Annotated in this window: 11 protein-coding genes and 2 tRNA genes; 9 read left to right on the top strand and 4 right to left on the bottom strand. The window is 68.7% G+C overall.

Annotation, left to right across the window (positions count from 1 at the left end; genetic code table 11):
* Positions 1 to 7: 7 nt before the first annotated feature.
* Positions 8 to 3,790, bottom strand: a complete 3,783-nt coding sequence (locus A37E_RS26190; RefSeq protein WP_156026412.1) for a bifunctional diguanylate cyclase/phosphodiesterase — start codon at positions 3,788 to 3,790, stop codon at positions 8 to 10.
* A 280-nt stretch (positions 3,791 to 4,070) separates the two neighbouring features.
* Between A37E_RS26190 and A37E_RS0123440 the strand changes: the two genes are divergently transcribed.
* The 7 genes from A37E_RS0123440 (at position 4,071) to A37E_RS0123410 (ending at position 8,860) form a co-directional block, all read left to right on the top strand.
* Positions 4,071 to 4,469 (top strand): iron-sulfur cluster assembly accessory protein, encoded by a 399-nt coding sequence (locus A37E_RS0123440; RefSeq protein WP_024278584.1) that lies wholly within the window; start codon positions 4,071 to 4,073, stop codon positions 4,467 to 4,469.
* Between the two features lie 134 nt (positions 4,470 to 4,603).
* On the top strand, positions 4,604 to 5,029 hold the full coding sequence (locus A37E_RS0123435; RefSeq protein ID WP_029558848.1) for a DoxX family protein: 426 nt from the start codon (positions 4,604 to 4,606) through the stop codon (positions 5,027 to 5,029).
* A 130-nt stretch (positions 5,030 to 5,159) separates the two neighbouring features.
* Positions 5,160 to 5,244: transfer RNA gene (locus tag A37E_RS0123430), tRNA-Leu, on the top strand.
* A 160-nt stretch (positions 5,245 to 5,404) separates the two neighbouring features.
* The gene (locus A37E_RS0123425) at positions 5,405 to 6,142 is read left to right on the top strand and encodes an AzlC family ABC transporter permease (RefSeq protein WP_245272239.1); all 738 of its coding nucleotides are present in this window, start codon (positions 5,405 to 5,407) and stop codon (positions 6,140 to 6,142) included.
* Complete coding sequence (locus tag A37E_RS0123420; RefSeq protein ID WP_024278587.1) at positions 6,139 to 6,486, top strand: AzlD domain-containing protein; 348 nt, start codon at positions 6,139 to 6,141, stop codon at positions 6,484 to 6,486. Before A37E_RS0123425 ends, A37E_RS0123420 begins: the two co-directional genes overlap by 4 nt.
* Positions 6,487 to 6,679: 193 nt before the next feature.
* Positions 6,680 to 6,756, top strand: a tRNA-Met gene (locus tag A37E_RS0123415).
* Between the two features lie 217 nt (positions 6,757 to 6,973).
* Entirely contained in the window at positions 6,974 to 8,860 is a 1,887-nt protein-coding gene (locus A37E_RS0123410; RefSeq protein WP_081837748.1) for a sensor domain-containing phosphodiesterase, read from the top strand.
* Between the two features lie 7 nt (positions 8,861 to 8,867).
* Here A37E_RS0123410 and A37E_RS0123405 read toward each other — a convergent pair whose 3' ends face one another.
* A complete protein-coding gene (locus A37E_RS0123405) occupies positions 8,868 to 9,443 on the bottom strand; it encodes an ABATE domain-containing protein (RefSeq protein WP_197023035.1) in 576 nt (191 codons plus the stop codon).
* 198 nt (positions 9,444 to 9,641) lie between these two features.
* Here A37E_RS0123405 and A37E_RS0123400 point away from each other — a divergent pair, with 198 nt between their 5' ends.
* Both A37E_RS0123400 and A37E_RS0123395 read left to right on the top strand, forming a co-directional pair.
* On the top strand, positions 9,642 to 10,544 hold the full coding sequence (locus A37E_RS0123400) for an alpha/beta hydrolase (RefSeq protein ID WP_038193637.1): 903 nt from the start codon (positions 9,642 to 9,644) through the stop codon (positions 10,542 to 10,544).
* Between the two features lie 73 nt (positions 10,545 to 10,617).
* Positions 10,618 to 11,649, top strand: a complete 1,032-nt coding sequence (locus A37E_RS0123395) for an alpha/beta hydrolase (RefSeq protein ID WP_029558844.1) — start codon at positions 10,618 to 10,620, stop codon at positions 11,647 to 11,649.
* Positions 11,650 to 11,708: 59 nt separating this feature from the next.
* On the opposite strand, the gene A37E_RS0123390 is transcribed toward A37E_RS0123395, so the two are convergent.
* Together A37E_RS0123390 and A37E_RS0123385 are read right to left on the bottom strand one after the other, a co-directional pair.
* Entirely contained in the window at positions 11,709 to 12,347 is a 639-nt protein-coding gene (locus tag A37E_RS0123390) for a DUF1109 domain-containing protein (protein WP_029558843.1), read from the bottom strand.
* A complete protein-coding gene (locus A37E_RS0123385; protein WP_024278687.1) occupies positions 12,344 to 12,895 on the bottom strand; it encodes a sigma-70 family RNA polymerase sigma factor in 552 nt (183 codons plus the stop codon). Before A37E_RS0123385 ends, A37E_RS0123390 begins: the two co-directional genes overlap by 4 nt.
* Between the last annotated feature and the right edge of the window lie 247 nt (positions 12,896 to 13,142).

The following is a 13,142-nucleotide window of genomic DNA, read 5'->3' as shown; positions in this document are numbered from 1 at the left end:
ACCGGCATCAGTGCAGGGAGGTGCTGCCGATCAGGCCCGCGCCGCGCGGCGCGCCCGGGGCAGGCCCCGGCGCCAGAGGGCCACTCAGCGCAAGGCGCAGCAGGCGGTCGCCCGTGACCGCGCGGCTGAACAGGTGGCCCTGGCCGAAGTCGCAGCCCCGCGCCTTCAGGAAGTCGTGCTGCCGCGGGTCCTCGATCCCCTCCGCCACCACCGAGAAGCCCAGCGCGCGGGCGATGGAGATGATCGCCGTGGCGATCTCCGCGTCGGCGGCGCGCGGCAGGTCGCGCACGAAGCTCCGGTCGATCTTCAGCTTGGAGATGGGGAAGCGCTTGAGATAGGCGAGCGAGGAATAGCCGGTGCCGAAATCGTCCAGGGCGATGCGCACGCCGGTGTCCTTCAGCTGGCGCAGCTTGCGCTCGGCCGCCGCGCGGGCGTCGAACAGCAGGCTCTCGGTGATCTCCACCTCCAGCTTGTGCGCCGGCAGGCCGGTGCGGCGCAGAACGTCGTCCACGAACTCGCACAGGGCGCCGCGCTGGAACTGGCGCGGCGACAGGTTCACCGCGATGAAGTCGAGGTCGGCACCCTTGTCGAGCCATTCGGCCATCTGCCGGCAGGCGGCTTCCATCACCCAATTGCCCAATGGCTCGATGAGACCGGTCTCTTCGGCGAGCGGGATGAAGCGGTTGGGGGTGACGAGGCCGTGGGTCGGGCTCTGCCAGCGCACCAGCGCCTCGGTGCCGGTGATGCGGCCGGTGGCGAGGTTCACCACCGGCTGGAAGTTGAGGATGAACTCGTCACGGGCGAGGGCGCGCCGCAGGTCCGCTTCCATCTCCATCCGCACGCGGGCGCCGCGGGTGAGCGCCTGGGTATAGAAGGCGTAGCCGCCACGGCCGTGGGACTTCGCCTCCGCCAGCGCTGAATCCGCGTGCTGGAGCAGGCTCGCCGGCGTCTCGGCATCCTCCGGGAACAGGCTGATGCCGACGCTGGCGCCAAGGTAGATTTCCCCGCCTCCGGGCATGGAGAAGGGGCGCCCCATCTCCTGGATGACGTGGTTGGCGAGGGTGGCGGCATCCTCCGGCCCGGAGATGCCCTCGAGGATGATGACGAACTCGTCGCCGCCATGACGCCCAAGCGTGGCGCCTGCCTCCAGCTCATCCTGAATGCGGCGGGCGGCCATCTGCAGCACGGCGTCGCCGGCCATGTGGCCGAGGCTGTCATTGACGGTCTTGAAGCGGTCGAGGTCCACGAACAGCACCGCGCAGCGCGATCCGGGCCGGCTCAGCGCGAGGTCGAGGAGCGAGGCGAGGAGCGTGCGGTTCGGCAGATCGGTGAGCGGGTCGTAGTGGGCGATACGGTCCAGCTCGAACTCGGAATGCTTGGCCTGGGTGATGTCCTGGAAGGCGCCGACGAAATTCTGGGCCGCGCCGCTGTCGTCATACACCGTGGTGATGTTGAGCTGCTGGAGGAAAATCTCGCCGTTCTTGCGGCGGTTCCAGATCTCGCCCTGCCAGGAGCCGGCGGTGGTCAGCTCGCTCCACAGGCTGCGGTAGAAGTCGCGGTCGTGCCGGCCGGAATGAAGGAGGCGCATGTTCTGGCCGAGGATTTCCTCCTCGCTGTAGCCGGTGATCCGCGAGAAGGCCGGATTGACGGCGGACACCTCGGACTTGAGATTCGTCACCACCAGCCCGTCATAGGAATTGGCGAACACGGCCGCGGCGAGCCGCAGGTGGCGCTCGGTGTGCTTCGATCTGGTGATGTCGGCGAGGAGGCCGACGGCGCGGCTGAGGGCGCCGGCGGCGTCGCGGGCGGCGAGGCCGTGCCAGCGGAAGTCGTGATAGCTGCCGTCCGGCCGGCGCAGGCGGATGTCCAGCTCCAGCGTGGGTGCCCCGCCGCGCAGGAAGGCCTTCCACGCCGCCGCCACCTTGCGGCGGTCGTCCGGGTGGAGCAATTCGTGCCACGGCCGCCTGATGTCCACGGCCTCGTCGGCGCCCACGCCGAGCATCTCCCGTGCCCGCTGCGAGAGATAGAGGCTGCCGGTGCGGATGTTGAGATCCCACACGCCCTGGTCCGAGCCCTTCACCGCGAGGCCGAAGCGCTCCTCGCTCTCGCGCAGCGCGGCCTCGGCGGCGCGACGGGCGGAGATGTCCTGCGCCACCAGCAGGAGGTGGTCAGCTGCGCCATCCGCGTTGCGCACCAGAGAGAACGTGAAGGCCAGCCAGACGGCCGAGCCGTCCGGGCGCACGAGGCTTTCCTCCGTCTCGATCTCGGCCGACCGGCCGTCGAGGAGCGGGCCGATCACATCGGCGCCGCCGGAGGCGGGGTCCGGCTCCCGCAAGTGCCACATGCGCTCGCCGATCAGCGCGCTCGCCGGCCGGCCGAGCATGCGGCAGGCCTTGCCGTTGGCCCGCAGGATGGTGCCGTCGAGGTCGAGGTGGAGGATGCCGGTCGCGGCCTGGTCGAAGGCGGCGCGGAAGCGCGCTTCGGCCTCGCCCACCGCGCGGGCGGCCGAAAGCTCGCGCGCCGCCTCGCGCATCCGCGACTTCTGCAGCAGGCCACGCCCCACCGCCACTGCGAGCAGCAGTAGCACGCAGGCGAGCGCCGCGGAGAAGAAGGCGGAGGTGCGAGCGCCGCCCAGAACCTCGTCGCGGTCCACCTTCAGCACGAGGGAGGACTGGTCGCCGGGGATGGGCGCGCGCACCGCCAGAACGGCGCGGCCGGAGGGATCGGCGCCGGCGCCGGTCGCGCCGGGGCTGTCGGTGCCGGCGGCGAAGGGATAGGGGTCGGCCACGAAGGTCCGTGGCAGCGGGGCGGCCTGATCGCGCGAGACCGCCGAGGTGACGCGCACGCCGCCGCGCGGGTCCGGCGCCACCAGCAGCGCCTCGGCGCTGCGGGCGGTGCGGAACACGGCCGAGAGCATGGGATGGGCTTCCGGCCGCACCGCCGACTGCAGGAACAGGACGCAGCAGGGATCATGCTCGGCCCCGCGCACCGGCACGTTGACGAGGAAGGCGAAGCCCCCTGTGCGCGTGGTGTCGCGCGGCGGCGGGGCTTCCGCCATCTGGCCAGTGGCCGCGACCTCCCGCACCATCTCCGCCATGTCGGGCCGGCCCGGCTCCGGCCCGGAGGACAAGATGAAAGCGCCGTTGTTGGCCCACAGCTCGGCGCCGGTGAAGCCGAAGGCGCGCGCGCTCTCGCCCAGCAGCAGGCGCAGGCGCGCGCGGCGCTCGGAGGAGGGCTCGGCGTGCCAGCCGGCCACGTCGTCGGCGAGGAAGCGGCTCGATCCCAGCGCCAGTGCGCCCGTCTCCAGCCGCTGGCGCTCCTGGGCGAGGTTGCGCACCTGCACTTCCGCAAGGGTGCCGAGGAGCCGCCGCGTGTCGGAGATCGCCGACTGCACGCTCGCCTGATAGACGAGCACCGTCACCACGAGAAGGATGGCGCCGAGGCCCAGCAGCAGGAGCACGGCGCGCATGGCGCCGATGGAGTTCGGCACAGTGGAGGCCACACCGACCGTGCCGGTCCTGCGCGGGGTGGGAGCCACGTCGGTGGTGGTCCGGGCCATCGCCGCGGCCGCCGCCCGGCGCCGGGCGACGAGGAGCGTCGCCATGAACGCTGCGGTGCCGATCACGGCTGCGGCGACGAGGGCGATGAGGGTGGTCTTGAGGGTCGGCGCGCCGCCGAAGCCGCCGGTGGCGAGGGAGGGCTGCGCTTCGGCCGCACGGCTCCACAGCGCTGCCACCGCCGTGAGCACGGTCGCCGCGCGGAACCGCCCTCTGGCCGGTTGCGCCCTCATGATGCCTCGTCCTGCTGCCCTCGATCCGGCAGTCAAGCCGCCGCCGCTTCGAGACCTATATCTTGGCCGTTGGTGGGAAAAAGCGAAATCGCGGAATTTCCCTTCGATAAGGTTGTAAAATACCTGCCAAATGCCGGCAAAGCCACTGCCCGGCGGCCAGGGCCTTCCGCCGATACCTTATCGCGAGACTCGATCCTGAGACTTGCTCCTGCCGCGATCATCCACCATTTGTAGGGAGCTGGCCCGCCGACCTTGAATCGGCCGGGTCTGGAGGTCTGCCATGAGTGTCGCTGAAACACCCCCCGTGCGCCCCGCCCGGCGCAGCCCACCGCCGGTCATCCGCATCACCGACATCGCCGCCGAGCGCCTGCGCGAGATTCTCGCCGATGCCGAGCCGGGCACCGCGGTTCGGGTGGGCATCGAGAACGGCGGTTGCGCCGGCATGTCCTACAAGCTCGATTTCACCACCGATGTGGCCCCGCTCGACTCCGTGGTCGAAGACAAGGGCGTGAAGGTCGTGGTGGATTCCAAGGCGGTGCTCTTCCTCATCGGCACCGAGATGGATTTCAAGACGGACAAGGTCTCGTCCCAGTTCGTCTTCAACAATCCCAATCAGACATCTTCCTGCGGCTGCGGCGAATCCGTCGCCATCACGCCGGCGGCTGCCGACGCGTCCTGAGCGGCGCTTCGGCGCCGAACGGGGCAGGGCGGTTCAGCCGCCGTTCAGTTTGGCCGCGGCAAGAGTGGCACATCGTGCGGATGCCGGCTCCGGCCGGCGGTCGCGCGCCGCCATAACTGCCCATAGGTGCCATCTTGACCCCTCGTCCCATCGCCGCCCTCCTGTCGAGCCCCGCATTCGGCATCGTCGCCCGTGCCCTGCTCACCTTCATCTTCTGGGGCGCGGGCCTGGACAAGCTGTTCAACTTCGGCGAGGCGCTGGCGCTGTTCGACTTCTTCGGCGTGAAACCCGCGCTGTTCTTCGTGCCGCTGGCCATCGTCGTGCTGCTCGGCGGCTCGGCCATGGTCATTGCCAACCGAATGGCCTGGCTCGGCTTCGGGATGCTGGCGGTGTTCACCGCCCTGACCATCCCCATCGCTCACCCCTTCTGGACCATGCAGGGCGAGCAGCGCCTGTTCGAGTTCCATGTGGTGGTGGAGCACATCAGCCTGATCGGCGGCCTGATGATCGGCGCCATCCTGTGCTGGCGCCTGGAGCGCGAAGCGCGACCCCGCGCCTGACGGCACGAGCCCATCGGTACGTGCCCATCGGCCCGTGCCGGGTCACGGTGGAAGCCGGGGCGTCAGGAGGTACACTCCCGCCGCGAAACATGCTCTAAGACACGTCCGCCGGGCCCCCGCGCCCGGCATAGCGGACGTGGCGAAACCGGTAGACGCACGAGACTTAAAATCTTGCGCCGCAAGGCGTGCGGGTTCGAGTCCCGCCGTCCGCACCAGCCGTAGAGTCTCGCACCAGTCGTTCCGTTCCCGCATGGCCGGCGCCGGCGCCCTGCGGCGGGATCACTCCCCGGCTTCGGGCGAAGCTGCTATTTGGAGGCATTCGCCTGCTACGGGCGACCCGTGCGCCCATCTGCCCCTCGCCCCGGATCCTCCCTCGTGAACGCCCCGCCTTCCCTTCACCATGCGCATCATGCGCCACCGGTGTATTTCCTCCAGGGCATGCGCAAGGCCGTGTCGGTGCCCGCGCTGGTGCTGTTCGCGAGCTATCTGGGCTTCGGCGCAGTGCTGCATGGGGTGGGTTTTCCCCTCGGGGCCGGTATCGCCTCGACCTTGCTCGTGTGGGCCCTGCCGGCACAATTGATCCTCATCGGCGGCCTCGCGGCGGGCACAGCGTTGCCGGCCATCGCACTCGCTGTCGGGCTCTCCTCCATGCGCCTCCTGCCCATGGTGGTCTCGGTGGCACCCTACATGCGCGGGCCGCGCCGCAGTCTCTTCTGGGAGCTGGTCTGTGCCCATTTCGTCGCGATGACGGTCTGGCTCGAAGGGCTCCGCATGCTGCCGCACCTGCCCGGTGAGGCGCGCGTGCCCTTCACCCTCGGGCTCGGCCTCTCGCTGATCGGCGTGAGCTGCCTCGGCACGGTGACGGGCTACACCATGGCCGGCGAGGTGCCGGGCTGGATCGCGGCCGGGCTGCTGCTGCTCACGCCCCTGTCCTTCACCGTGCTGATGGTGCGCAACGCCGTGTCCGCCACCGATTGGCTGGCGCTCGCCGCCGGCCTCATCCTGATGCCGCTGACGCTGAACCTTGGGGGCGGGCTCGATCTGATGATCTCCGGCATCGGCGGCGGTACGCTCGCCTTCATCGCCGGCCGCCTGCTGGAGCGACGCCGATGATCGCCCCGATGAGCGAGGGCACCGCCCTGCTGCTGGTGATTCTCCTCGGCTTCCTGCCGACGGAGGTGTGGCGCACCCTCGCGGTCATTGCCGGTCGCCGCGTGGAGGAGGGCAGCACCGTCTTTCACTGGGTGCGGGCGGTGGCCACCGCCCTCCTGGCCGCCGTGATCGCGCGGCTCCTGTTCGCGCCGGCCGGCGTCCTCGCCGAGGTTCCGCTGGCGCTGCGCCTCGGGGCCGTGCTCGCGGGGGTGGCGGGCTTCCTCGTGGTGCGCCGCTCCGTGTTCGCCGGGGTGGTGGTGGGCGAGATCGTGCTCATGGGCGGCGCTTATTTTCTCCACGGCTGAAGCGTGGCGATCTCCGCACTGCACCTTGCGGGGCAAGGCTTTGATGCGGGGCGAGTGGTATCGCGAGGCATGCGTCGTCCACAGGGCAGGGGGGCGGGACCACAAATTATCGCCCGTGCCCTTTCCATCGGGGGCGGGGGTTGCTACATACGCCTCGCCGAACACCGGTTCGCCGGCAAACTCTCGGTTCTGACGCGGGGTGGAGCAGCCCGGTAGCTCGTCAGGCTCATAACCTGAAGGTCGCAGGTTCAAATCCTGCCCCCGCAACCAAAACCTTGGTTTCAAGGTCTCAAAAGGGTCGCCGCAAGGCGGCCCTTTTGCGTTTTGGCCGCTGAGGGCGGGAGCCGGGTAGGCACACGGTTACGCATCAATCCGGAGACGGCGCAGGACACCCCTAGCTCGCGTTCAAGGTCGCGTCGTGCTACTTTGAGGCGAATAAATGCCCGATTTCGCTTGGCCTAAGCTGCTGACGAAAGGGGGAAAAGGGATGAAGTGCCCTCCAATACCTCCGCACGAGAAAGATCGTCTCGCGGCGCTTGATAGCTATGTCCTGGCCGGCCAGGGGTCCGTCGCCGACCTCACGCCATTGGTCGAGATAGCCCTGCGCATCTTCAACGTGCCGATGGCGGCCGTGAACATGATCGGCACCGACAGCGTGTTCTTCGCGGCGAGCGCTGGGTTCGGCGATGATGTTGACAAGCGCCGGGAGGTCTCCTTCTGCGCCCACACCATCCTACAGGGCGCCACCATGGTCGTGCCGGACGCGACCCACGACGAGCGCTTCCACGACAATCCGCTGGTTTCCGGCGCCACCAACATCCGCTTCTATGCCGGCGCACCGCTGCTCTCGGCGGACGGCCACGCCATCGGCGTGCTCTGCATCCTCGATACGGTGCCCTATGACGGCTTCGGCGCCGAGGATCGTGTCCGCCTGAGCGATCTGGCCCACATGGTGATGGATCGGCTGGAGATCCGCCGCCTCGCCTTGGCCGCGTCGGCGGGCCGAACGGCGGTGCCCAAGCGGGTGGTGGGGCCGGAGCACCTCGCGCACCTCGCCCAGATCGACGCCTTGACAGGTCTGCCCAATCGCCGCCAGTTCTACCGGGCGGTCGAGGCGGCGCTTCTCACCGGCCGGGCCTGCGGACTGCTGATGGTGGACGTGGATGGCTTCAAGGACATCAACAACATCCTCGGCCCTGCCGCGGGCGACGATGTGTTGAGAGCGATCGGCCAGCTTCTGGTCGCCGAAGCATCGAGCGGCACCGCCGTCGCGCGCATCGGCGGAGACGAGTTCGCCATGCGGGTCTGCGGGCTGACGGCCGAGGCGGCCAAGCCCTTCGCCCGCCAGCTCCTCGCCAAGATATCCGAGCTCGCCCCCATGGGGCATGAAGACATGCGGATTAGTGCAAGCTGCGGCATCGCGCTGTTCCCTCGTGATGCGCAGGAACCGGTGGAGCTGATCGGCGATGCCGACCTCGCGCTCCACGCCGCCAAGGCCCAGGCGACGGCAAACGTCGCGCTCTATTCTCCAGCGCTGCGCACCGATGCGCTGGACCGTCGCCTCTCCAGCATCGATTTGCACCGGGCAGTGGCGAACGGGGAGTTCGTGCTTTTCTATCAGCCGCAGGTGCGCCTGTCGGATGGGGCGCTGGTCGGCGCGGAAGCGCTCATCCGATGGCTGCATCCCAGCCGCGGCCTGCTGTCTCCGGCCGCCTTTCTGCCGGCGCTGGAGGGGAGCGCGCTGGCGCCCCAGGTCGGGCGTTGGGTCATCGAGGAGGGCTGCGCCCAGGCAGCCCGCTGGCGACGGCAGGGGGCCGCCGATTTCCGCATGGCCGTCAATCTCTTCGCCTCGCAGTTTCGCACCGGCGATCTGCCCCGCGAGGTGGAGGAGTCGCTGGCGCGGCATGGGTTGCCGCCGGAGGCGCTGGAGCTTGAGATCACCGAGAATATCGTGCTCTCGGACCATTCCACCTCCATCGACGCGTTGACACGGCTGCGGCAGATGGGTGTCCACATCGCCTTCGACGATTTCGGCACCGGCTATGCGTCGCTCAGCCTGCTGACCCGGTTTCCGGTGAGCTGCATCAAGCTCGATCGCAGCTTCGTTCAGGCCATGCTGCAAGCGCCGCGGGAGGCGGCGGTCATCGCCGCCATCCTGGAGATGGGGCGGGCTCTCGACATGGACGTGATCGCCGAGGGCATCGAGACCGAGGCCGAGCGTGCCTATCTCGCCGCGCGCCATTGTCCGGAAGGGCAGGGCTATCTGTTCGGCCGGCCGATGCCTGCGGAGGAGTTCGAGGCGCGCCTTGGCCAGGCGACAGCCTTCGTGCCGCAGGGGGCGGCAGAACGGGACGCAGGCCCGCGGGCCTGCTGAACGGGGACTATCCCTCAGTGACCGCCGAAGCGCGCAAGCGGTGGCTGCGCACCTTGCTGCGATTGCCGCAGGCGGCCATGGAGCACCAGCGCCGGGTGCCGTTGCGGGCGGTGTCGTAGAAGACGAGGCTGCACTCGGGATTGGCGCAGTGCCGGAGCCGCGCCGGCTCGTGGCGGGCGGCGAAATCGGCAAAATCTGCGGCGATGGCGGGGAGGGGACCCGCGCTTTCGGGCGGGTGTTCCTCCACCACAAGCGCGCCGCCCCGCCACGCAAGGTGCGGCTGGGGTGCGCCCGCCGCCAGCAGGGCGTTGACCAAATCAAGGTCGGCCGGCTTGGGCTTGCTGCCGGTCCTGAGGCATTCGAACAGGCGGGCGAGCGCCTCACGCAATGCGAGGGCCTGCGGCCGCAATGCGGGAGCGGCGTCGGCATCAAGCCCCGCCGCCTTGAGCCAGCGTTGCCAGCCATCCTCGGTGGCCAGGAAATCCCCCAGCGCAGCGGGGGCGGAATTGACGAGATCGATCCACAGGCGACTGCCGAGGAAGGGCATCCCGTCGCGGAAGTCGCTCTCCTGCGGTGTGTTCACACGAACCTCTTCTCTGTCTGCCGCCGGATCCTGCCCGCTGCCGGCGCCGCGTCGGCGGGCGTGTAACCGGAAAGATAGGCGATTACCGGGTGGACACAAGCGCGCACCGTCGACGTAACCTCTTAAAATGATATTGACAGGTTATTCGTGGCGTGTAACCCCATAAGTGGCTTTAAGCCAGTTACGTGGAGACATCCCATGCATGCCGTCAACACCGCCGCGCGCCCCGGCGCCGGGACCGAGGTCGCCTATCACCGTGCCGCCATCCGGGGGCTCGACATCTTCTACCGGGAGGCCGGCCCGGCCGACGCGCCGGTGGTCGTGCTGCTGCACGGCTTTCCCTCCTCCTCGCACATGTTCCGCAACCTCATTCCCGCGCTCGCTGATCGCTACCGGGTGATCGCCCCCGACTATCCGGGCTTCGGCCAGTCCAGCGCGCCGGCGCCCGAGGCGTTCGCCTACAGCTTCGACACCCTCGCCGACGTGGTCGAGGCGCTGCTCGAAGGCCTCGGCATCCGCCGCTATGCGCTCTACATGCAGGATTACGGCGGTCCGGTGGGCTTCCGGCTCGCGGCCCGGCATCCCGAGCGGGTGACGGGGCTCATCGTGCAGAATGCGGTGGCGAACCTCGAAGGCTTCCACGCCAATGCCGCCGCCGCCTTCGGCCCCTATTGGACTGACCGCAACGCGGAGACTGAAAAGCCGGTCCGCAGCTTCCTGGCCGCCGAGACCACGCGCTTCCAGTACGAGCATGGCTCGTCCACCCGCGCCGACCGCCTCTCGCCCGACACCTGGACCCACGACCAGGCGCTGCTCGACCGCCCCGGCAACGACCGCATCCAGCTGGAGCTGCTTTATCGCTACCAGGACAATGTGGGCTCCTATCCCGCCTTCCAAGCCTATCTGAAGGACCGCCAGCCCAACATTCTGGTGGTGTGGGGCGACAACGATCCCTTCTTCACCGCCGAGGGCCGCGACCTGTTCAAGGCGCTGGTGCCCGCGACCGAGGTGCATGCCTACGACGCCGGCCATTTCGCGCTGGAAACCCACCTGCCGGAGATCTCCGGCGCCATCCGCGGCTTCCTCGCCCGCGTCGCCTGACATCGTTCCCGACAGCGCCGCGCCGGACCATCCGGCGCGGCCGCCCTCCAATGGAGCCAGCCTCGTGCCCCTGATGCTTTCCCCAACTTCGGTGTCGGGACGGATTTCGCTCGCCGCGATGGCCGTCCTCGTCGCCCTGTCGCTGCCGACCCCCACTTCTGCCGCCTCGCCGCCCGCGCCCGCCGCCACGGCGACGGTGCCGGCCGCCCTCTCGCCTACGGTGCATTACCGCTCGAAGAGCATCGCCGGCGTCGAGATCTTCTATCGCGAGGCGGGGCCGGTGGACGCGCCGGTTCTCCTGCTGCTGCACGGCTTTCCGTCCTCCTCGCACATGTTCCGAAACCTCATCCCACTGCTCGCCGACCGCTACCGGGTGATCGCGCCGGACTATCCCGGCTTCGGCCACAGCGGCGTGCCGGATCGCGCGCAGTTCACGTATGGCTTTGCCGCCTTCGCCGATCTTGTCGACGGCCTCATGGGCACGCTCGGGGCCGGTCGATATGCGCTCTATGTGATGGATTACGGTGCGCCGGTGGGTTACCGGCTGGCGCTCAAGCACCCAGAGCGGGTGACCGCGCTGGTGGTGCAGAACGGCAATGCCTATGAGGAGGGGCTGAGCCCGTTCTGGTCGCCGCTCAAGGCCTATTGGGCGGACGGATCACAGGCCAACCGCGAGGCGCTGCGCGCGGGCCTGACCCCTGAGGCGACCCGCTCGCAATATGTGAACGGGGTTGCCAATGTCTCCCGCATCGATCCCGACACCTGGCTGGTGGATCAGGCGCTGCTCGACCGGCCCGGCGTGGACGAGATCATGCTCGATCTGTTCAAGGATTATGCGAACAACATCGCCCTCTACCCGCAGTTCCACGCCTTCTTCCGGGAGAAGAAGCCGCCGACGCTCATCGTCTGGGGCGCCAATGACGAAATCTTCCCGGCTGCTGGCGCGCGGGCCTATCTGAGGGATCTACCGAAGGCGGAACTGCACCTCCTGAACAGCGGCCACTTCGCCCTGGAAGACAGGGGCGCCGAGATCGCCGTCCTGATGCGCGACTTCCTCGCCCGCTCGCTCCCCGCCACCGCGCCGGGCAAGCCTGACGCGCGTTGAGGGGAACATGACCCGGCCGCTGTCCGCCTTTTCCGCGCGGGCAGCGGCCGGGGCCGGGCTCACCACTTGAGGAAACGCGGTCCCGTCAGCCAGCCGAAGCCGGTGACGATGGCGAGGCCCGCCGCGTACCAGATGCCCACATAGACCGGCGCATCATTCACGCAGAAGGACGCATAGGCGAGGGCGCCGATGCCGCCGGCCACGAGGCCGAGCAGCGCCCCGCAATAGTGCAGGTCCGTCGGCGCCGTCTCGCGCAGCACCAGCGTGAGCACCACGAGCGGAATGACCGACAGGAGCGGGATGGCGAGCACGCAGACGAACCAGTCGTTGAACATGGTCGCCATGCCGCTGGTCGCGGGCGTGGCGACGATCTGCATAACCGCGGCGAACCACACCAGCGCCAGCGGAAGGAGGGCGAGGCGGAGCAGCTTGCCGCTCGCCCGGCCGGCCCGCGCCGCCCGGCGCAGCCCGTGCGCGGCGATGGCGACCATCGCGGCGAGGAAGCCGACCTTCAGCACGAAATCGAATGAGCCCATCGCTCGCAACAGGTCCGGCCGCACCCCCAGCGCGAAGATGCAGGCGAGAGCCGCGAGGCAGAGCGAGCCGGCCATGGCGAGCGTCAGCAGGCGATCCTGCCGGCCCGGGTCCACCGCCTCGACGCGGGTGGCGAGGAAATCGATGAGGTCGTCGGTGTTCATGGGCGTGCCTCCGACAAAAGGGCAGCAAGCTTCTTCATGCCGCGATGGATTCCGATTTTCACCGCGGCATCGGTCATGCCGATGCGGGCCGCGGCCTCGGCAATGCTGAGGCCCTCGATTTTCACGTATTCGATGGGCAGCCGGAAATGCCGGGGTAGCGTATCCAGCGCCCGGTGCAGTTCCCGCGATGTATCCACCGCTTCATATCTGTCCACGTCGGCGAGATCGTCCATCTCGTCGATCTGCACGTTGCGTAGCGCCCGCGCGTTGAGGCGCAGGTGGTCGATGAGCTTGTAGCGGGCGATGCCGTAGGTCCAGGCGAGGACGGGCGAGGAGCCATCATAGGTGTGGCGCTTGGTGTGCAGCACCAGAAGGGTGTCCTGCACTAGATCCTCCGCATCGTCCGTCCCGGCACCGCTGCGGCGCAGGCGGTTGCGGAAATAGCTGCGCAGTCGCACGGACACATGCTGCAGAAGCGCCCGGTGCGCCTCGGCATCGCCGGACTGGCTCGCGCGCATCAGCGCTTCCAGGTCGGGTTCTCGGCTCATGAAATTCCCCCTCATGAGCCCGAATTCGCGGGGCGGTGCTGAAAGGTTACACGCGGCGCGATCACGAGGATGCGAGGGTGCCGGGACGTGCCGCGGAGACCTTGGTCCCGACAGTGTTTCGGCAGCGTTGCGTGGAGGATTATCGTGATCTCAAAATCTGTTGAACAGGTCTTTCGAACTGATTGTAACCTGAGAGGTTCGACTTGCGGAATATCCAGCATCAACGCTTCGATACTGGAGAAAATAC

The organism is Xanthobacter sp. 91, from assembly GCF_000702385.1.
Taxonomy (GTDB): Bacteria; Pseudomonadota; Alphaproteobacteria; order Rhizobiales; family Xanthobacteraceae; genus Xanthobacter; species Xanthobacter aminoxidans.
The sequence above is the reverse complement of the archived record's forward strand: the minus strand, read 5'-3'. Positions and strand labels throughout refer to the sequence as shown.

Excerpts from the sequence above, each read along its gene's own strand:
- A37E_RS0123395 (WP_029558844.1), top strand. The coding sequence starts at position 10,618 with ATGCTTTCCCCAACTTCGGTGTCGGGACGGATTTCGCTCGCCGCGATG.
- A37E_RS0123400 (WP_038193637.1), top strand. The coding sequence starts at position 9,642 with ATGCATGCCGTCAACACCGCCGCGCGCCCCGGCGCCGGGACCGAGGTC.
- A37E_RS0123440 (WP_024278584.1), top strand. The coding sequence starts at position 4,071 with ATGAGTGTCGCTGAAACACCCCCCGTGCGCCCCGCCCGGCGCAGCCCA.
- A37E_RS0123385 (WP_024278687.1), bottom strand. The coding sequence starts at position 12,895 with ATGAGCCGAGAACCCGACCTGGAAGCGCTGATGCGCGCGAGCCAGTCC.
- A37E_RS0123390 (WP_029558843.1), bottom strand. The coding sequence starts at position 12,347 with ATGAACACCGACGACCTCATCGATTTCCTCGCCACCCGCGTCGAGGCG.
- A37E_RS0123420 (WP_024278587.1), top strand. The coding sequence starts at position 6,139 with ATGATCGCCCCGATGAGCGAGGGCACCGCCCTGCTGCTGGTGATTCTC.
- A37E_RS26190 (WP_156026412.1), bottom strand. The coding sequence starts at position 3,790 with ATGAGGGCGCAACCGGCCAGAGGGCGGTTCCGCGCGGCGACCGTGCTC.
- A37E_RS0123410 (WP_081837748.1), top strand. The coding sequence starts at position 6,974 with ATGAAGTGCCCTCCAATACCTCCGCACGAGAAAGATCGTCTCGCGGCG.